The sequence below is a fragment of the Thermopirellula anaerolimosa genome (assembly GCF_054657335.1).
Window position 1 is genome coordinate 75,893 of record NZ_BAAHYX010000007.1, and the last position, 19,411, is coordinate 95,303.

Annotated in this window: 15 protein-coding genes; all 15 read left to right on the forward strand. The window is 58.0% G+C overall.

Annotation, left to right across the window (positions count from 1 at the left end; translation table 11 throughout):
- The first annotated feature begins 71 nt into the window (after positions 1–71).
- The 15 genes from ACYQ6J_RS17965 (at position 72) to ACYQ6J_RS18035 (ending at position 18,948) form a co-directional block, all read left to right on the forward strand.
- The gene (locus ACYQ6J_RS17965; protein WP_460185612.1) at positions 72–2,318 is read left to right on the forward strand and encodes a polysaccharide biosynthesis tyrosine autokinase; all 2,247 of its coding nucleotides are present in this window, start codon (positions 72–74) and stop codon (positions 2,316–2,318) included.
- Between the two features lie 51 nt (positions 2,319–2,369).
- Positions 2,370–3,935, forward strand: coding sequence for a glycosyltransferase family 4 protein (locus ACYQ6J_RS17970; RefSeq protein WP_460185613.1), 1,566 nt, complete (start codon positions 2,370–2,372; stop codon positions 3,933–3,935).
- Positions 3,936–4,072: 137 nt separating this feature from the next.
- Positions 4,073–4,816 carry an exosortase C-terminal domain/associated protein EpsI gene (locus ACYQ6J_RS17975; RefSeq protein WP_460185614.1) on the forward strand — a complete coding sequence of 248 codons (744 nt, stop codon included), beginning with the start codon at positions 4,073–4,075 and terminating at the stop codon, positions 4,814–4,816.
- Positions 4,817–4,857: 41 nt separating this feature from the next.
- Positions 4,858–5,889: an ABC transporter permease gene (locus ACYQ6J_RS17980; RefSeq protein ID WP_460185615.1), complete on the forward strand. Its 1,032-nt coding sequence runs from the start codon at positions 4,858–4,860 to the stop codon at positions 5,887–5,889.
- Positions 5,890–6,219: 330 nt separating this feature from the next.
- Positions 6,220–7,506, forward strand: a complete 1,287-nt coding sequence (locus ACYQ6J_RS17985; RefSeq protein ID WP_460185616.1) for an ABC transporter ATP-binding protein — start codon at positions 6,220–6,222, stop codon at positions 7,504–7,506.
- A gap of 74 nt (positions 7,507–7,580) precedes the next feature.
- Complete coding sequence (locus ACYQ6J_RS17990; RefSeq protein ID WP_460185717.1) at positions 7,581–8,450, forward strand: sulfotransferase family protein; 870 nt, start codon at positions 7,581–7,583, stop codon at positions 8,448–8,450.
- A gap of 268 nt (positions 8,451–8,718) precedes the next feature.
- Entirely contained in the window at positions 8,719–9,246 is a 528-nt protein-coding gene (locus ACYQ6J_RS17995) for a class I SAM-dependent methyltransferase (RefSeq protein WP_460185718.1), read from the forward strand.
- A 20-nt stretch (positions 9,247–9,266) separates the two neighbouring features.
- Positions 9,267–10,241, forward strand: a complete 975-nt coding sequence (locus tag ACYQ6J_RS18000) for a glycosyltransferase family A protein (RefSeq protein ID WP_460185617.1) — start codon at positions 9,267–9,269, stop codon at positions 10,239–10,241.
- Positions 10,238–11,257 (forward strand): nitroreductase family protein, encoded by a 1,020-nt coding sequence (locus ACYQ6J_RS18005; RefSeq protein WP_460185618.1) that lies wholly within the window; start codon positions 10,238–10,240, stop codon positions 11,255–11,257. The genes ACYQ6J_RS18000 and ACYQ6J_RS18005 overlap by 4 nt, the downstream gene beginning before the upstream one ends.
- Complete coding sequence (locus tag ACYQ6J_RS18010) at positions 11,254–12,384, forward strand: polysaccharide pyruvyl transferase family protein (RefSeq protein ID WP_460185619.1); 1,131 nt, start codon at positions 11,254–11,256, stop codon at positions 12,382–12,384. Before ACYQ6J_RS18005 ends, ACYQ6J_RS18010 begins: the two co-directional genes overlap by 4 nt.
- 36 nt (positions 12,385–12,420) lie before the next feature.
- Positions 12,421–13,608 (forward strand): glycosyltransferase, encoded by a 1,188-nt coding sequence (locus ACYQ6J_RS18015; protein WP_460185620.1) that lies wholly within the window; start codon positions 12,421–12,423, stop codon positions 13,606–13,608.
- A complete protein-coding gene (locus ACYQ6J_RS18020; RefSeq protein ID WP_460185621.1) occupies positions 13,596–14,735 on the forward strand; it encodes a glycosyltransferase family 4 protein in 1,140 nt (379 codons plus the stop codon). Before ACYQ6J_RS18015 ends, ACYQ6J_RS18020 begins: the two co-directional genes overlap by 13 nt.
- A gap of 755 nt (positions 14,736–15,490) precedes the next feature.
- Positions 15,491–16,567, forward strand: a complete 1,077-nt coding sequence (locus ACYQ6J_RS18025; RefSeq protein ID WP_460185622.1) for a glycosyltransferase family 2 protein — start codon at positions 15,491–15,493, stop codon at positions 16,565–16,567.
- 3 nt (positions 16,568–16,570) lie between these two features.
- Positions 16,571–17,776, forward strand: coding sequence for a glycosyltransferase family 4 protein (locus ACYQ6J_RS18030; protein ID WP_460185623.1), 1,206 nt, complete (start codon positions 16,571–16,573; stop codon positions 17,774–17,776).
- Positions 17,773–18,948, forward strand: coding sequence for a glycosyltransferase family 4 protein (locus ACYQ6J_RS18035; protein ID WP_460185624.1), 1,176 nt, complete (start codon positions 17,773–17,775; stop codon positions 18,946–18,948). Before ACYQ6J_RS18030 ends, ACYQ6J_RS18035 begins: the two co-directional genes overlap by 4 nt.
- Positions 18,949–19,411 lie beyond the last annotated feature (463 nt).

Sequence of the window (19,411 nt, forward strand, 5' to 3'; positions counted from 1 at the left end):
CTTCACGGGCTGAAAATGGACGTTGGCACGACTTCGACGCGGCAACTGGGTTTTTCGAACAGAGAAAAGGCATGAGCGAAAGTAACGTGTCAGCGGGCAGCACGGCGGCCGTACCTGCCGGAACAGGGTCGGTTGCGGTGCTGAACTCGCGTCCCCCGTTCTATATCGACGCCGAATGGCAATCGCCGGAGCAGCAACATGCTCAAGGCGGCGGAATCGGCGCCTATCTGCACGCCTTTCGGCGGAGGTGGCCGGCGGTCATCTTCCTCGGCTTGGTAACCGCGGCAGTCTGCGCTGGCGCGGCCTGGTTTCTCGTGGTTCCCCGGTACAGTGCGACGGCCTTGATCCGAGTGTCCGCGGCGAATCAAGCCGTGCTCTTTCAGTCCTCGGGGGACTCGCGCAACTTCGACATCTACAAGAGCACGCAGCTTGAGTATCTTCGCAGTCGTTTTGTTCTCGTCTCGGCCCTCCGTCGCCCGGAAGTCGCAAGGCTGGCAAGCATCCAGAACGAACCTGACCCCGTGCAGTGGGTCAGTGAACGCCTGTCGGTTCGTTACCCCGGCAACGCCGAACTGATGCAGGTCAGCATAGCCACCGAAAAAGGTGATGAAGCGGCGGCACTGGTGAACGCCATCGTTGACGCCTATATGGAGGAAGTCGTCGAGGTCGAACAAAACGAGCGCCGCAATCGCTTAGGAGAACTCGACCAACTGTACGTCGAAAAAGAGAGCGAGGTTCGCAAACTGCAAAACGACCTCAAGCAACTCAGTGCGCAACTGGAGACCGGCGATTCCCAGGCGTTGACCCTCAAGCAACAGATCACCTTGCAGCAGTTTTCGACTTATCGCAGCGAATTGGTCGGCGTGAGTCTGAAAATCATGCGGACGCAAGGGGAAATCGCGCTGAAGAACGCCATCCGGGACAAGGCCGCGCAAATTCAAATCTCCGAATCGGAAATCGATGCCGCCGGTCGTGTGGATCCCGTCATGGTTCAGTTGCAGATGCGCCAAGCGGAATTGAAGGCCTTGACGGCCCAGATGCGGGAGACCGTTCGGCCGGAATTCGCGAATCGATACGAAGGTCGCTACTCCCGGGAGTTGGCCGAGATCGACGCCAAGATTCAGGCTCGACGGGAAGAACTGAAGCAAGAGTTGGAGAAAAAACGGTTGGCGACGCTGGATGAGGATCTAGAAAGCTTGAAATTCGAGCTAGCGATCCTCGAACAGCAGCAATCGCAGTTGCAGCAAGAGGTCGAGGAGGTGCGAAAGACGGCCGAGACCTTCGGCAAGGGCTCGATCGAAGTGGAGTTTCTGCGTGCCGAGGTCGACCTGGCGCGAAAAACCTTGGCGACCATCGCCGAAGAGCGGAACAAGCTCCGCATCGAACTGCGATCGAAGCCCCGGATCACGCTCGTTCAGCGGGCCGAGGCTCCCCGAATCAGCGATCAAGATCGTCGCCTGCAATTGTCGGTCCTGGGCGGTCTCGGCGGTTTTTGCCTGCCGGGTTTCGCCATCCTCTGGTGGGATACCCGTCGGAAGACCGTGAACACTTCCGCCGAGGTGGCGCAGGACGCCGGCGTGGATGTCCTGGGAACGGTGCCGTTGTTACCCAGACGGGCGACCCGAGCCTTGTCGTCCGATAGCAAGCGACACCGACACTGGCGGGCGGTTTTTTCTGAAGCGGTGCGACAAATTGCCGCGCGGTTGATCCGCAGTCCCGGCGGCGATAAGTCGAGGGTGATCCTGGTAACCAGCGCCGTGGGAGGCGAGGGCAAGACGACGCTTTCTTCCCAGCTTGCGGCAACGCTCGCGGAGATGGGCCAAAACGTCGTACTGGTCGATTTCGATCTGCGACGTCCGTCCCTGGACGCGGTCTTCGGCGTGGACCGAAGTCCGGGCGTCAGCGAGGTGTTGCGTGCCGAGGTCACCCTGGAAGAGACGATCCAGGCGACCCACCTCGAGAACCTTTCACTCATCGCGGCGGGAACATGGTCGCGCTTCGGCATGGCCGTCCTCGCCAACGGCGCCGTCGGCAGCCTGTTCCGTAAGTTGCGGGACAAGTTCGATTTCGTCATCGTGGACGGCAGCCCCCTCCTCCCCGTGGCGGACACGCGATTCATCAGTACCGCCGTGGACGGCGTCATCCTCTCCGTGCTCCGCGACACCAGTCGCCTGCCGAAGGTCACTGCCGCGCGGAAGGTCCTGGACGCCTTTAACGTCCGCCTGCTCGGCGCCGTGGTCACGGGCGCGGCGGAAGACGTTTACTACGACGATCCGCGATACGCCGCGACGGCGGCCGAGGCGGATTCTCAAAACTGATATGCGTTCGTTCGCATCCGTAGCACTTCGGCATCCGAGGACGGTGCACCCATGATACTCTTCTCCGCGGTTAGCGCTGCGCTCGCCTGCCTAATTAGTTGTGCGTTGACGGGCGCCATGGTCCGTTGGGGCGATCGCTGGGGCTTGGTGGACCGCCCCGATCAAACGCGGAAACTCCATGCACGGCCTACGCCCGTCGGCGGCGGGCTGGCGATTTGGGCGGCCTGTGGGCTGGTACTGGGCGGCACGTTCCTTGTCGCCAATCCGTGGGGCTTCCATGTCCGCAAGGACTGGTTCGACTTGCTCGTCGTCTTCGTCGGGAGCACCGGCATCACCGCCCTGGGACTGTACGACGATCGCTTCGGCATGCGGGGGCGATGGAAATTGCTAGGACAAATCGCCGTCGCCGCCCTGATGTACTTCGGCGGCTTTCAGATCTCGCGGATCAGCGTTTTCGGTGATACCTGGGACCTCGCTTATGCCGCATTTCCCATCACTTTGCTTTGGTTTGTCGGTACGATCAACGCAATCAATCTACTAGACGGTCTGGACGGAATGGCCGCCACGATCGGCATCGTGTGCAGTGCTGCCGTGGCAGTTTTGGCCTGTCTGACGGGCCACCTCGGCGTGGCGTTCGTGGCTCTAGTCTTCACCGCGGCTTTGTTGGGCTTTTTGCCCTACAATTTCCCGCCCGCCAAAATCTTCTTGGGGGATGCCGGCAGCATGCTGATCGGCCTGATGCTGGGCGCTATGGTGATGCGAGCCTCGCTGAAGGGGCCTGCGACGCTGCTCATCTCGGCCCCGCTCGCTTTGTGGACGTTGCCCCTTTTCGATACCGCGTTGGCGATTCTCCGTCGCAAGTTGACGGGTCGCAGCATCTATTCCCCGGACCGCAGCCACCTCCACCACCGGTTAATGCAGCGGTTCTCGAACAATGTTTACGTCTTGATTTGCGTGGCTTTGCTCTCCGCCGTGACGTGCCTGGCCGCGTTGGCGAGCGTCGCATTGGGCAACGACGTCATCGCGCTGGTCACTATCGCCGCCGTGCTCGTCGGCCTGGTCGCCGGTGGTTGGTTCGGACGCAGCGAGTTGGGTTTGCTCTGGCGTAAGTGTAAGCGGCTTGCCAAGCGTCTATTACGACCGACTCCCGCCGCTGACCCGAACAACGAGATCGTGGTGTTCCTGCAAGAGGGCGCCAAACCCTGGGGCGACATTTTCCGGCAAATGTGCGGCATGGCGGAACCGGCGGTCATTCGTTCCATCGTGGTCGAGTTTCACCATGTTCGATGCGGTGAGCGATTCCACGCCATGTGGGACGCATCTTCCGAAAACCTGGAGCTTCCGATCGTCGAGCTGACCATCCCCGTGATGGCGGAGCAACGACCCATCGGCCAAACCAAATTCCGTGTCTGGCGGAATGGCAAGCCCATGCAGGATCTGATGCAAGTCGTTTGCGATCAGGTCGGCCACCTCGAACGCCACATAGCGGAGCTAGGGTATTCGGCGACCTCCGACGGCGATGCCCGGCAAGAATCGGCAGGAAGTACCGCTCCGCGCCCGCACTTGCCGGAACGAAAATCGGTGCGACCGCCGAAAAGAGTCCCCGTCCCAAGGTGAAGCCTGCCGCCGTAGTTCGCACTGTCCCTCCAATTGATACCCGTGTGAAGTCCGCCCCGAGTTCGCGTCTCCCGGAGCAACGGACGACTCAAAGTTAGACTTTGACACAGGCCGCCATCGTGAATCGGAAAAACGACGTGACGAAAAAACGAACGCCCGTGAATGCCCCGCAATCCTCGCCGGTTCCCTCAACGAAGGGCGGCGCGCCGACCGCGGGACAGTTTTCAACCCGCGGCTTCGTATTCCGCTGCGTGCTCGCCGTGGTCTTGATGTCGTGCGTGGCCCTCGGAGCACGTTGGGCCGCATCACGCTCCATACCTTCCACCGTCCGCATCCCTGAAAAATCGAAACTTGCCGCATTGCCGGAAGAAATTGGCGCGTGGCGGGGTGTCGATCAGGAGTTGGATCCCGCCATCTTTCAAACGTTGGGGACCACCATTACGCTCGATCGCCTCTACCTCACTTCGGGGGGCGGAAACATCGCCCTCCATATCGCCGTTTTCACCCAGCCCGAGTTCAAGCTGCCACACCCGCCCGAGTTGTGTTATGGGGGAACGGGCTGGCGGGTCCGAAGCACCGTCGATCGGCCGTTGACCCTGAATTCCGGCGAAAAAGGCAGCATTCGCATTCTCAATTTGGAGCGCGAGGACGGCTCGAACCGCGCCACCGTGCTATATTGTTATCAATTGGGCGGTTCTTTCGCCGCCGATCGTGACGTGGTTCGGACCTTCTTCTGGAAGTACCGCGGAGAGTCGTCCCGACCGGCCCTGTTGAAAGTGATGCTGCACTGCCCGGCTTCGGGGACCATGGTCGAAGATCAGGCGCTCGATTTCGCCAAGGAAGTACTGAGCCGCTTGGCGGTGATGGCCCAAGATTGGTGAAATCGGCGTCTGCAAGGAAACACGCGAGCGAATTGTCACCGATGAAACACGTGCCCGATACCGAAACCGAAACGGCCTCGCCGGCGGAAGTGTCCGCCCCAACCGCGGCGGACGCAACCGAGGCCGTTGGCGTCCCGGCGGAGGGCGTCGCCGAAGATATCCTCGACGCGGAGCCTGAGCGCGAGGCGGAGGACGCTCGCCCGACCCCCCCGCCGCCCTTGCCCGACGACGTGCCCATCACTCGCATTATCCCCACCGGTGGGTGGCGATCCCTCGACCTCCGAGAGGTGTGGCGCTACCGCGAGCTGATGTTCACATTCGCCTGGCGCGAGATCAGCATCCGCTATAAGCAAACCATCTTGGGCGCGGCTTGGGCCGTTTTGCAGCCCCTCATGACCACGGGAATTTTCAGCGTGCTTTTTGCCTTGTTGATGGGCAAAGGCAACGAGCCGACGCCCGAAGGCATCCCTTATCCCGTTTCCACCTTCTGCGCCATGCTGCCGTGGACGCTGTTCGCCCAATCGCTCAATCAGTCGGGCAACATCTTGGTGCAGTATCGCGCCATGATCACCAAGATTTATTTTCCGCGATTGATTCTTCCCGCCTCGGCCGTCCTCTCCACGCTCGTCGATTTCAGCGTGTCGCTGGTCGCGCTGCTGGGGCTGATGGCCTATTACGGCATCTATCCCGGTTGGGCCGTCCTCACGCTGCCGCTATTCATGCTCCTGGCCGTGATGGCTTCGCTTGCGGTGGGCTTGTGGCTCTCCGCCTTGAACGCCCTTTACCGCGATTTCAAGTACGTCATTCCCTTCGTGGTCCAGGTCGGGATGTTCGTCAGTCCCGTCGTGTATAGCGTCGAGTCCATCCAGGGGAAGCTTCCCCCCTGGGCGTTTACCTTATATTCGCTGAACCCCATGGCCGGGGTCATCGAGGGCTTTCGCTGGGCCTTGCTCGGCACCTCGCACGGTCCCGGTCCCATGCTTGCGCTTTCCGCGGCCGCCACGGCACTGATCTTGCTGGGAGGCATGTTCTACTTCCGGCGGATGGAACGCCTCGTTGCCGACTTGATTTGATCGCCTTGCTTGGTCGTCCGGCTTACGGCAACGACTCCGAAGGATCGGGCTTCCCGCGGTACCATCGGTGCCCACGGCGCATCCGGAAGCAAGCCGGGGCCGAACCGGCGAAAACGGTCGGGCCGGGCTTTCCCTGTGAACCCCCGGCAAGCTAGGGTAATGGAAATGCCATTCGCTTGATAGCCCGAAAGGGTCGGCCGATCGGGGCCGGACCCCACGGGCCCGAAGGGTGCCTCGGCCGACCGATTGTATTGAATACTCCAGTGGTAAGCCGTCGTCCTCCATCGCCGACAACGCCGGTCTGAACCGCGCCCCACCCGATAAGAACCCATGTCCGACATTGCCATTCGTGCCGAAAACCTCAGCAAGAAGTTCTTTCTCGGCGAACGCATCGGCTTCAAAACCTTTCGCGAAACCCTCCAGGACGCCGTCGTCTCCCCGATTCGGCGTATCATCAGCGGGAAGGCGAACGGTGCCACCGTCGAGGAAAAGGTCGATACCGACCGCCAGATTTGGGCGCTCAAGGATGTCACCTTCGAGGTCAAGCACGGCGAGGTCTTGGGCATTATCGGCCCCAACGGCGCCGGCAAGAGCACGCTCCTCAAAATCCTCAGCCGCATCACCGAACCGACGGGCGGATACGCCGAAATCCGCGGGCGGGTGGGCAGCTTGCTGGAAGTGGGCACCGGCTTTCACCCCGAACTGACCGGTCGCGAAAACGTCTACCTCAACGGGGCGATTTTAGGCATGTCCCGGGCCGAGATCCGCCGCAAATTCGACGACATCGTCTCATTCGCGGGCGTGGAAAAGTTCATCGATACGCCCGTCAAGCGATATTCGAGCGGCATGCAGGTGCGGTTGGCCTTTGCCGTGGCCGCCCACCTCGATCCGGAAATCCTCATCATCGACGAAGTGCTGGCCGTCGGCGACGCCGAGTTTCAGAAGCGGTGCCTGGGCAAGATGAACGAAGTCTCCCGCTCCGGCCGCACCGTCCTCTTTGTCAGCCACAACATGGCGGCCGTGGAAGCGCTGTGTCAAAGGGGAATACTTCTGCGAGGCGGATGTGTGGCGTTTGACGGTTCTACGGATCTAGCGGTTCAGAATCACCTTGATAGCAGCTATCCTTCTCAAGGCGAGTTCGATCTTTCCCACGCGCATCGCCCTAGTCACCTGAAGCCGGTAATCAAGAAGCTGCGTTTCGTGGACGCAAATGATCGCTCTACGGCTGTGCACCGGTTCGGAAACGACTTGCACATTGAGCTAGAACTAGAACCAACAGAAACGATCAATCACGCGCACTTCAGCCTCCGCATTTTGACACTGCTTGGGCAAAGGGTGGTGACCTGGACTACCCTCTACAGTTCGCCCCGAGGTCTGGAAATTAAACCCGGATCAGTCTTACGCCTAACCCTTGAACAACTCCGCCTCGCTCCCGGACATTACAGGTTGTCTGTATACCTCTCCAGCCAAGGAAGGTCACTTGATCAAGTAACGAACGTTCCGCTCGAAGTTGCAGATTCGCCAGAAATGGGACACCTTCATCGTGTAAATTACGAAAAGGCCCTGTACATTCCAAAATCTCGGTGGGAGCTTGCTCAATTCTCCCTGAAGGGCTAAGTGACCTTGTGTCCTCGCCGCCAGCACCAGCACTGCCGATATACATTTGCTGCCAGTTCACAGCTATGTATGATATGAATTCCCGGCCGCTAAAAAATGCTCTGCTCCGTTGTATTTCGCCCTTTGTTTTCAGAAAGACAGAAGCTGTGTTCGTACTTTCCACGGGTCGATGTGGAACTTTAACACTCACAAAACTGCTAGCGGTCGACAGTCGCATAGCGGCGTACCATGAACCGCGGCCCCACCTATACGCTGAGGCACTAGACGCATACACGCATGAATGCGCTCCAATTGCGCGCTTTGCTAGAATACTTTATCGAGCGCGATGGAAACTGGTAAGCAGCGCATGTTTGAAGCGCCGCATTTATGCCGAGACGTCGAACTGGTTAACGTTTTTCGCCCCCGCTATTCGCAGTGCCATTCCGCGCACTAAGTTTATCCACTTAGTTCGCCACCCTGCTGACGTAGTTGCGTCAGGTCTAGCCCGTGGATGGTATCAGGGAGCTAGCCTAGACCGATATCGCATCCGGCCCCGAACATTACTCGTGGACTCACAACGTACCAAATCCGATTCACATTCCAGGCTGGAGATAACCATCGAGCAGTGGTCGCAAATGAGTGCATTCGAAAAAGCATGCTGGCTATGGTCGGAGATAAACTCGTTTGTGCTCCGATTTGCACAGACTATCCCCGAATCCCAATACACTTTGGTTCGTCTCGAGGACCTTATTTCAAATTCCGATGACCAAATCCAGTCACTATGGGCTTTCTTAGGACTAAATTTAGAACCGCACATGCTCGACCGATGTTCAGCCGTCCTTTCCATTAAGCATAACGCGTCCAAATATCCTGGCTCGGCGTTGGATGAGTTAGCTCGCCACCAGCGGTCGCTCCTATGGGACTTGTGTGGCGATACTGCGAAGCGCCTTGGCTATGCGCCTTGATGGATCGATGCAAGAGTATGGTCATCAGGATAAATAGCACGTCGACCTGATGAATGCACTAACGGTTGAACGAATTAGCAGACACTTACACCGCGCTGTCTGTACGCTCATGCGGAGGGGGGTTAGTGTCAGCGTTAGCTTGACCACGCTGAGTTTGGCCACCAGACTGTTAGGCGAATCTGTCATTAATCGCTTTTTTGAGAGGGTGCGCGCGTCGCTGCCGCGCAAAGACGTTTTTTTTGATTCACAAATAAACGCCCTCCTCAACATGGAAAGCCCTTATAGCCTAGCCCGTGAGACATTAGCCCTACTTTGGGAGTTGTGTCGGAAATACAAGCCAAAAACCCTTGTCGAATTCGGATCCGGCCTGAGCACAGTCCTGTTTGCAAATTATGCTCGATCAGCCCAGGCCCCCGTTACCGTTGTAGCCTTCGAACACAGCGAGCAATATGCCGAAGAAACGCGGTCTTTGTTAGAGACGTTTCGATTGCAAAACTACGCAATCATCCTCAAATACCCCACCGATATACCCATATTTTTAGAGTCAATAGGCAAAAGCCGGATAGATATGGTACTGATCGACGGCCCTCCCCGTACGTTTGGGGAAGGCCGCATGCTAACACTTCCCTCGCTGAGCCATGCCCTTCGACGTGGCGGCATCTTTGTTTTGGATGATGCGTTTCGACGCCACGAGAGGCAGTGTGTCTATGACTGGCGCAGGCGAGGATTGATTCGCAGCGCTAGACTGTATTTTGTACCGCATGGTGTGATAATAGGGCGATTAACTGGGCGCTAGAATACGACCGGACTCGTAAAATGCCCTCGTCCCTTGTAACTATCTTGACTGCAGGGTTCAACGCACGCAGGTATCTTGAACGCTATTTACAGGGGCTTGTGCTCCAAGATTACACACGCCTGCAAATTATCTTTGTCGACGATGGGTCCACAGATGCTAGTTTGCAGTTTATTCAGTCCTGGTTGACACGCCTCAACCTCGCGGCGTCTCTCCTTGTAACGCTTCGTCAAGAAAATCAGGGACCTCACGTCGCGATGAACCACGGCTTGCAATTTGCCACGGGTGATCTTATCCTTCCCCTGGATGCCGATGATATGCTGTTGCCAGGGGCAGTGCACGCTTTTGTGAAGGTTTTTGAGGACAATCCCACCGTTGATTTGGTCTACTCTGAGCACAGAAGGTGTGATGAGAACTTCCAACCATTGCCTAGTCCGAAACTCAGTCCCCGGTTAAAGGACCCAAGTAAGCTGCTCCACAACTTGCTCATATGTGGTATGTTCATTCCTGCGGGCGCTTATTGCTATCGACGGCACTGCCTGGATTATCTTCCGAATAAACAATTTACCCCAGAATATCACGCGCAAAACCTTGAATTGCTGCTCCATACCGCTGCACGAGGCAAATGTTTATACTTAGATGCAGAGACAGTTGAGCTAACCGTGCGCCCTAATAGCCGCTCACGTGCAAAAAGTCTTGAGCGACTTAAAAGAAAAGTCTACGGATCTCATCGTCTTCAACGGGAAGTGGGACGACAATACGCTGTCCCGCGCGATGTCCGAACAAGGCTTGAAGCACGCCTGTTACCGCTCGAACTTGACTATTATTTCCTCTCAGGCATGAGGCAAGCTTTTCTTAGGGCGTGGGTGAAGGCGCTCTGTGTGGGTGTGGCTTCGCGAAAGCATGTGGTTCAAGCATTTTCACTTTTGTCTCCGCGCTGGCGTACCAAAGTAATTGAGCGATATTTCTCCGGATATGATCTTGCGACAGTGTCATGAGGATTCTCGGCATATTACGTCGCGCTTTGCCTGGGATCAAGCAAATTTTACTAAAAAGGGCAGAACACCTCCGTCTTTTGGCCAGAGAAAAGCGTGCAACGGCGCATGGCATCACCGCTTATAAAGCGACGATAGGTACTCCCCAGTTTGTTCTCCTCCGTCGCAACACCCACCGGTTGGAAAAAGGCCTCATTATGCGGCCGAGGCGGGATGTGTTTGCTCTGGATTATATTGAGGAAACGGTCGAAGCCTACGAAGCGGCCCTAAAAGCAGCCCAAAACGGTAAAGGCGGCCTTCCCGCGGAGCAATTGCAGTGGACTTACGATGTGCTTGCAGAGTATTTCGCGGTCACTGGCAATCACCCAAAGATCGATTCCCTGCGCGAGCGGTTTCGCCGTCTGCCGCCGCCGCGCCGCGTTTGCGACCGGCCTCTTATTCCGTACCGGCGAGACCTATCCGATCCGCCGCCTGTGTCTTACGAGGCGTTGGCGGCACTCGCCGAGAGACGGCGATCCGTGCGATGGTTTTTGCCCAAGCCGGTGCCGCGGGGACTCATCGACAAGGCCATGGAAATTGCCGCACAATCCCCCAGTGCTTGCAACCGACAACCCTTTGTGTTCCACATTCTTGACGATCCCGAACTGGTTCAGCGAGCGGCATCGATCCCGTACGGCGTCATCGGTTATGAACATCAGATCCCGGTAATTGTGGTCATTGTCGGCCAGTTGAGGAATTTCTTCGACGCTCGCGACCGTCACCTGATCTACATCGACTCCGCCCTGGCGGCCATGAGTTTTATTCTGGCCCTGGAAACGCTCGGTTTAAGTTCGTGTTGTATTAACTGGCCGGATATTCCCGAACGCGAAAAAAAGATGGCTGAGCTTTTAAAACTGGAACCCGACGAGCGTCCCGTGATGCTCATTGCCCTGGGCTGGCCCGACCCTGAAGGTATGGTCCCCAGGTCCGTCAAAAAACCGCTCAAACTCCTCCGGACGTACAACTTCGAGCAGGAATGATCCTCCTCCACGGTACGGGAACGCATAACAAAGGGGCCGAACTGATGGCCGTAGCCGTGCTTCAGCACTTTCGAGCAAAGCCCAACCCACCCGAGTTCGTCGTCCTAGGCCAGTTTGGGCCGTTTCGTGATCGGGCAAAGTACGGCCTGTGGACGCTCCTATCGGAAAAACGCTTCGGTCGATCCAAGCTGGTTGCCTCGCTGGCCCATCGCTCGTTCCGCAAAAAATACGGCCTGGCTGCCGAAGAAGACATCACCGCCGTCATCGATGCCTCCGGTTTTGCCTTCGGCGACCAGCACGGTCCTCGTCCTACCCAGCAGATGGCCCGAAATTGCCGACGATGGAAAAGACAAGGGAAGAAGATCATCCTTCTCCCGCAGGCCTTTGGACCCTTCACAACGCCCGCTATTCGAACGGCCTGCCGGGAGTTGATCGAGAACTGCGATCTGGTTTTTGCCCGGGAAGAAGAGTCGTACCGCCATCTGGTGGATGTCGTGGGGGAGCGGGCCAATATCAAGATGGCCCCCGATTTCACGCCGCTTGTGCAGGGCATTTTGCCAGAAGGATTTCAGCCAAGGAACGGCACGGTGTTTGTCGTGCCCAATATGCGGATGCTCGATAAAACCGATCGCAGCCTGGCCGAACGGTATATTCCATTTCTCGCGGAAGCAATCAAAGGCGTCATCAACCACGACCTCAACGCCAGTCTCCTCATCCATACACCCGAAGACCGGGCGTTGGTCGAACCAATTCGAAACGCCTGCGCCTTCGAAATCGATGTGGTGGAGGAAAGTTGTCCACTGCGACTCAAAGGGATTCTGGGAACGGCCTACGCGGTGATCAGCTCCCGGTTCCACGCCCTGGTGGGGGCTCTGTCTCAAAATGTACCGGCTTTGGCCGTCGGTTGGAGCCACAAGTACGGGCAATTGATGCGTGACTACGGGTGCCCGGACGCCACCGCGGAAGTGGATGACTTGGACGGCGTCCGTTCGTGGATGGAATCCCTGGGTAACGCCGAATCTCGGTGCGCTTTGCAGAACACCTTGAACGAACACAATCAAAAGCTGCGACGGGAAATTCAACGGATGTGGCGAGAGGTGGATGAAGTCCTCGGCGAATCAAGGTGAGACGTTCCACTCCGACGCATAGCGTGTAATATCTCAATGCCGCGTGTTCTCGTCCTGACTCCCGCGCCGACGCCCTACCGCGACCCCTTTTGGGGCCGCGTGGCCCAGCAACCGGGAATCGACCTCTTGGTCTGTTACTTGGCCAAGGACAGTCGCGACCGCCCATGGCGTGTGAATTGGCCCCGGGATTTCTCCTATCGGGAGTTGCCGGGCTACAACTTTTTCGCCTGGCGCGGTCCGACCGAAGTGTGCTACTGGAACCCGGAGGTCGCACGCCTGGTCCGCCCCGCTCAATGCGACGCCGTGATCCTCGGCGGTTACAACCACCCCACGCTGTTGGCGGCGATGTGGCAGGCCCGACGACACGACATCCCCTTCTTCGTGATGAGCGAGTCGCACCTGAAGAACCGACGGTCGGCCTGGAAGGCGGCCCTGAAGCGACCGCTGTTGCGGTGGATGACGCGGCACGCGACCGGGCTGTTCCCCACCGGCGAACTGGCACAGCGCTATTTCGAACACTACGGGGCGAGGCCCGATCAGTGCGTGCCCATCCCCAACGTTCCCGACGTGGTCGCCCTGCGCCGCCGTACGCTGGAACACCTCAGCCGCCGCCAAGAGGTGCGGGAGCGACTGGGCATCAAGGAAGGCAAGGTCATCCTGTTCGTCGGTCGGCTGATACCCAAGAAAGGCGTTCGCACCCTGATCGAGGCCTGCGCCCGCTTGACGCCCGACTTCGATTGGCGGTTGATCCTCCTGGGCGACGGCACGGCCCGACCGCAACTGGAGGACACGGCCCGGCGAACGGGTGCCGCGGAGCGTGTGCGGTTCGCCGGTTTCGTCCAACCGCAGGAATTGCCCGACTGGTACCTGGCCGCCGACGCCTTCGTGCTGCCGTCGTCCGAGACTTGGGGCGTGGTGGCGTTGGAGGCATTGGCGTGCGGTCTGCCCGTCATCGTGAGCGACCAAACCGGTTGCGGACCGGACATCCTTCCGCACGGCGAGCACGCGGACCGCGTGTTCCCCTTCGGTGACGCCGCCGCCCTGGCGGAGCGTTTGGCGGCGGTTTTGAGAACGCCGCTCGACCGGCGAGATCGGATGACGACCTTGCGAGAGCACCTGGAGCGTTTCGAATACGACGTCCTTGCCCGCCGCATGGCCGCCGCCGTGACCCGGTCTGGCAAGCCGGTCCCCGCCCGTGAAACGGAAACCCCGTGTCCGGTTTAGCCCTGTTCGTCCAATTCACGCTCCAACCGTCCGGTTCGCCGATTAGCGGCCTGATGGTGCTGGACGCCCTCCGCGACGCCGGATGGAAGGTGCATACGGTGTATCATCAATCGGGCGACCTGCTTGCCCCGTACGAGGAAAAAAGCGTCGCGGTAACGCAGATCAAACACGGGCAATGGCTGGGCGGAGGTCCCTGGCACCGACGTGCCCGGCGCCTGATTCACGACCTGCGTGCGGCGCGACGATTCGACTCGTTGATCCAAAGGGCGCGGCCGAACTTGGTTTATGTCAATAATCTCACGGGCCTGTCTGCCGCGGTCGCGGCACGGCGGGCACGTATCCCCTGCATCTGGCACATTCGCGAACTGTTCGACGACGTCGGCGGCGAGATGCACCCTCCCTGGCCCGGCGGAAAACGGTTGGTCCGTTACTTCATCCGCCGTTGTGCCGACCGCGTGGTGGTGATTTCTCGCGCGGTTCAGAAAAACGTCCTGGGATCATGCTGCGCGGATCGCACGGAACTGATTCCAAACGCCGCCGACGACCGCTTCTTTGAAGAGTCTCGCTCGCGCGAGGAAGCCCGGCAAGCGTTGGGCTTGCCCCTCGATCGACCGATAGTCGGCGTCCCCGGGACGCTCCGCCCGGTCAAGGGCCACGAGTTTTTCCTCGAGGCGTTATCGGGTGTGGTCCCGCGAATCCCCCAAGTCTTGGCCGCCATTACCGGGGACGGAGAACCGCGATTTCGCGAAAACCTTCGGCGCCGGGTAAACACGCTGGGGCTGGATCACAACGTCGTCTTCATGGGAACGGTCCCCGACATGCCGGCGTTCTACCGAGCCTGTGACTTGATCTGTATTCCGAGTCGCTCCGAGTCGTTCGGCAGAACGGCGATTGAAGCCATGGCGGTGGGCACGCCCATCGTCGCCACCCGCGTGGGCGGCCTGGCGGAAACGATTGACGACGGCAAAACGGGATTGCTGGTGGAGTATGGGGACGTACCGGCCCTGATCGCCGCCATTTGCTCCAGGAGTGGAGTTCTCAGGAGTGAGCACCGCCAATCCAAGACTGTAGACTCTTCCCCTCGTGTCTTCCGTCGCGAGATAGTCAATTTATTACACCTCATCTGAATAACCCTTTAACTACACGCGTTCCCACAACGTAGCCATGACCCTTCGTCGTCGCGCGAAATCCTGGTTAAAGTATCTGCACACGCAAGTGACTGCGCTTTGCCGACGCTCGCCGCAAGTGCCTTTTTTGATAATTGGCGAAGCGCGTACAGGGACGAATCTCTTGGCGGATCTTTTAAGGCACCACCCCGCCATCTCTGTTGCCGGTGAGATATTAAACCCATATGACCCCTCAGGAATACGGCTTACTCTAAGATCACAAGGCACTGTTCTTAGCCATATATGGACTAGTATTAAGGCCTTGCCAGGTCCGTGCCGTGGTGCCCAGACACACATCTACCACTTCGAATTACACCGATTGACTTTCGATGTACTTGTAAACCGATTTCCTTCATTTCGCTATATTATTATTTACCGTACCAACCTAGCAGAGCAATTCGTGTCATGGAAACTAGCTAAGACATCAGGAAAGTGGGTCGGTCGATCTGATTCCACGATTCACAGACACAAGGTCGCGATAAACGTCGCTGAATTCCAAGAGTGGTGCGACAAGACACGGAACCGCTACGAGACCTTGACACAGTGCGTCAAGCTCCGGGAACGAGCAATTGTGATCACGTACGAGGATTTAGCGACCAGTTCACAGAGCATTATGTCCGGCACAGTTTTTCCTTTCCTAGACGTCGATCCACTCGAAGTAACTACGCAGATGCGAAAACAAAACCCTCGCTCTCTGCAAGAGTGTGTTGAAAACTATGACGAGGTCCAATCTCACCTTGCGTCTAACCGATTGGAGCTTAGCCTCGGTCACACCTCATAACGTGGCATTCGCGAAAATTATTATCGTCGCCTATCACTCCGACCGCTGGCTCAACGCTTGCGTACAATCTCTTTGCGCAAGGACGCCGCCCGATTTGGTGGACATATTGATTGCGGACAATGGCGGTAATCATCAGTTAACCGAGGCCATCAACGTTGCCGAGCCAACCATTTCCGTTGTCACCACTCCCGGGCTACTATCGTTCGCCGACGCCAACAACTACGCTCTCGCTAACGGCGGTTTGGACGCGGAATACGTTTGCTTCCTCAATCAAGATACGATTACCCGGGAGGACTGGCTCGGCGCATGCACGCGGCTTTTGGGAATCGATTCGGGGATCGGGGCGGTGATCCCGCTGATCGAGAACTACGACGGCACCGCATGGGACGAGGCCTTTGTGACCTGCGCCAGGCCGGCCCCGGCGTTGTACGAACGGGTTCAAACGGGAGCGACCGCGAGGTTCGACGATCTGCCGGAATTCATCGAAGTGCCTGAAGTTACCGCGGCGGCTATGGTGGTGAGAACCGAGGCGTTACGGAAGGCCGGGCCATTCGATCCGATCTTTGGGAGTTATTACGAAGACTACGATCTTTGTCGGCGGATTGCTCAGGCGGGGTATAAGGTCGGCGTTTGTACACGCGGACGGGTGGGACACTTCGGCGGATCGGTCACCACCGACCGCAAAGCCTATCTCCGTCGTGCCAAATGGATCGCCCGCAACCGCGTCATCTATTCGGCCCGATGGAAATGGAATAATCGCCCGCTGGGCCTTCTGCGCTACATGCTGGTAGAATTCCCGTGGAATCTGGCGCGATCGCTTTTCGGGCGGTCCCGCGTTCCTTTTTCAGCGTTTCTCGCCGCGCATAAGGACCTGATACCCCTACTCCCTCGCCTTGTTTCGGCAACGCGAGATCGCGGCGCATGGCGGCGATATCTAAAAGAACTGGGGTGGCCGGCATTCGCTTCCCGTGAGCGGACCTACGACTTGAACGCCGTCGCGAGCGAAAGCTGAATCGTGCGAATCCTGCACTGGAACGAGCATCTAAGCTGGGCGGGTGGCGTAGAAACCTATCTGCTCCATTTGATTCCGGCTCTTGAGGCTGAGGGGTTGCAGCAATACTTCGTGTATGCGCAGGGAGATGCGAGTCTGCTGCCGCGGGCGATTCCGATGCGAGAGCTTTCGCAATTCGGACGCAAGGCTGAATGCGCAGGTTATACTCGAGCACAAGCGATCTTGCGTGATATTCGGCCGGACGTCATACACGTCCACCGGGTTTACAACGTCGGGGTGTTGCGGGCATGCTTGGAATACGGGCCGGTATTAGTCACCTGCCACGATTATCTCTATCTGTGCCCGGCGGCGAGCTTTTTCCACCGTAGAACGCAATCCATTTGCAACCGACAGGCCGGTCTCGCATGCTTCGCCGTCACCTTGGTCAAGCATTGCCTTACGCCCAGGCCGCGGTTTGCGCTGGGCTACTATCGTCGCGTAAAAGCCTTTTTCCGATGGAAAGAGCGATTTGCCGCCGTACTCTGCCCAAGCGAATCCGTCCGCGAACGCCTTCTAGGGCAAGGGTTCGACGCCGAAAAGGTGATAACGCTTCCCTATTTTTGCCCGGTGAGCCCGCGAGTGGAGCCGCGCCCCCTGCCGGACGTACCCACGATTCTCTTCCTCGGGCGAATTCGACCCATCAAGGGATACGACGTGTTCGTTCGGGCGCTAAGCCTCCTCCCGAATGCCCAAGGTTTAATGGTCGGGGACCTGACGCCGATAACCGAACGCCGCGTCTGCGATTTGGCCCGCACCGTCGGCTGCCAAGACCGCTTGACCTTGCGCGGATGGGCGGAACGAGGGGAGATAGCCGCGTTATTTGAGTCCGCCGGTGTTTTCACATTTCCATCCATCTGCCCCGAAACATTAGGGATCGTGGGTCTCGAAGCGATGGCTTCCGGCGTACCGGTCGTTGCCTCCGACGTAGGCGGCGTGCGTCAGTGGTTGCGACACGGCGAGAACGGCTTCTTGGTTCCGCCGAAGGACCCGGTCGCGTTGGCGGAAGCCGCACGGCGATTACTGGAATCGCCCGACGTCATGCGTCAAATGGGAGAAGCCGCGATCGAGACCGTGAAAAGCGGATTCCTGCCTGAGCAGCACCTTGCGAGAATCATTGCGATCTATCACGAAAAGGCGCGACTTGCGCACGCCGTAGTAACGCGACAATGACAACGGATAAGGCGACTACGATCAGAGTTCTGCACTACTTCGCCTTTCCGGGCGGAGGGATCGGTCGATATGTCCATGAGCTTCTGACTCGAATGGCGGTGGAACCGGGACTCGACATCGAGTTGGCCTGCATCCCCAGCTATCACTATCGTGAAGCGGCGACCTATCCGTTATGGATGGGCCTCAAGGAAATCACGCACCCGGTGCCGATTCGACGCCGAATGCGTTTCGCGGTGAACTTGTTTGTCAATCCGCTTCGAGCGATACGTCGGGCGAAGACGACAGGCGCCGACATTCTCCATCTTTCGACCATCCCGCATGTGACCTTTGCGTGGTGGTCCCGCGCCATCCGAAGATCGGGTATTCGCCTGGTGGCGACCGCCCACGACGTCCGTCGGTCTCAGGGCCTCTTTTGGCATGCATACGAGGTTCAGCAACTCAAGAGGCTGTATCGCGTCTGTGACGCCTTATTCGTTCACAGCGAATATCAGAAGCAAGATCTGATCGATTTTGCGGGCGTTACCTCGGAAAAAATCCATATCGTTCCTCATGGACCGTACGACCACGGCCCGCCGCAAGCGGACAAAATGACTCTCCGTAAGCGATATGGAATCCCTTTGGATAAGCAGGTCGCCCTGTTCTTCGGCGACATTCGCCCCGACAAAAACCTGGACCTGTTCCTTAAGGCCGCGGCCCCGTTTAAGGACCGATTGTTTGTGGTGGTAGCGGGGCGGGGAAGGTCTCGCGATGGCTCGGGTATCGCTAGGTATGTCGCCTATGCAGAACGCCTCGGTTTGTCTAAGAATGTTTTGTGGAGATCGGAGTACATTCCGGATGCTGAGGTGCCCAACTACTTCGAGCTTTGCGACTGGGTGGCAATACCTTATAGCAGTCGGTTCACGTCGCAAAGTGGAGTGCTCAACGTTGCTATGGCGCACAAGCGTCCCGTGTTGGTGACCGCCACTCCTACAATCGCCGAAACTCTGAAAAGCTTCATGGTGGGAGTCATGGTTTTACCGGATGATTGTAACGACCTCTGTCGAGGTATTCAGCAGTATTTGCATACAGATGTGAGTGGTTTTAGAGAGCCCATTGAAGCCTATCTGCGCGTCCACTCCTGGGAAAACAATGCGTCCACCACTACCTGGGTGTACAGATTATGCTTGAAATAAATACGCTCGAACAAGGCGACGATGCCGCCGTCGGTTCGGAAGGTTGCGTCCCTCGAGTTGCGGTCGTCCAAATCGGCTCGCGCCTTAATTATGCAGTACCGATTGCTCTAGCTCGGGCTCATGCACTCGAAACGCTATTTACCGATTGGTACGCCAGTAACCATCGCTTTACCCGCACCCTAAGCTGGATATCTCACAAAGTCGCTTGGAAGGTTCTCGCCAGAGCCGGCACGCGGAGAGTTTCGGAAATCCCTTTGGACAAAGTAGTGTATTTCCCTGACTTCGCACTAACCTACAAATGGAAGAAATATTGCGCGGCACGCCGAGGCGAAACGCCAAGGGCGTATGTGTGGGGGGGGCAGCGGTTTTGCCGCCGAGTCTTGCGATTCGGAATTCCACCCTGTAACGCGATTTATTGCTTCTCCTCAGTAGCTAAAGAAATCTTCGAACACCTAACGGGAAG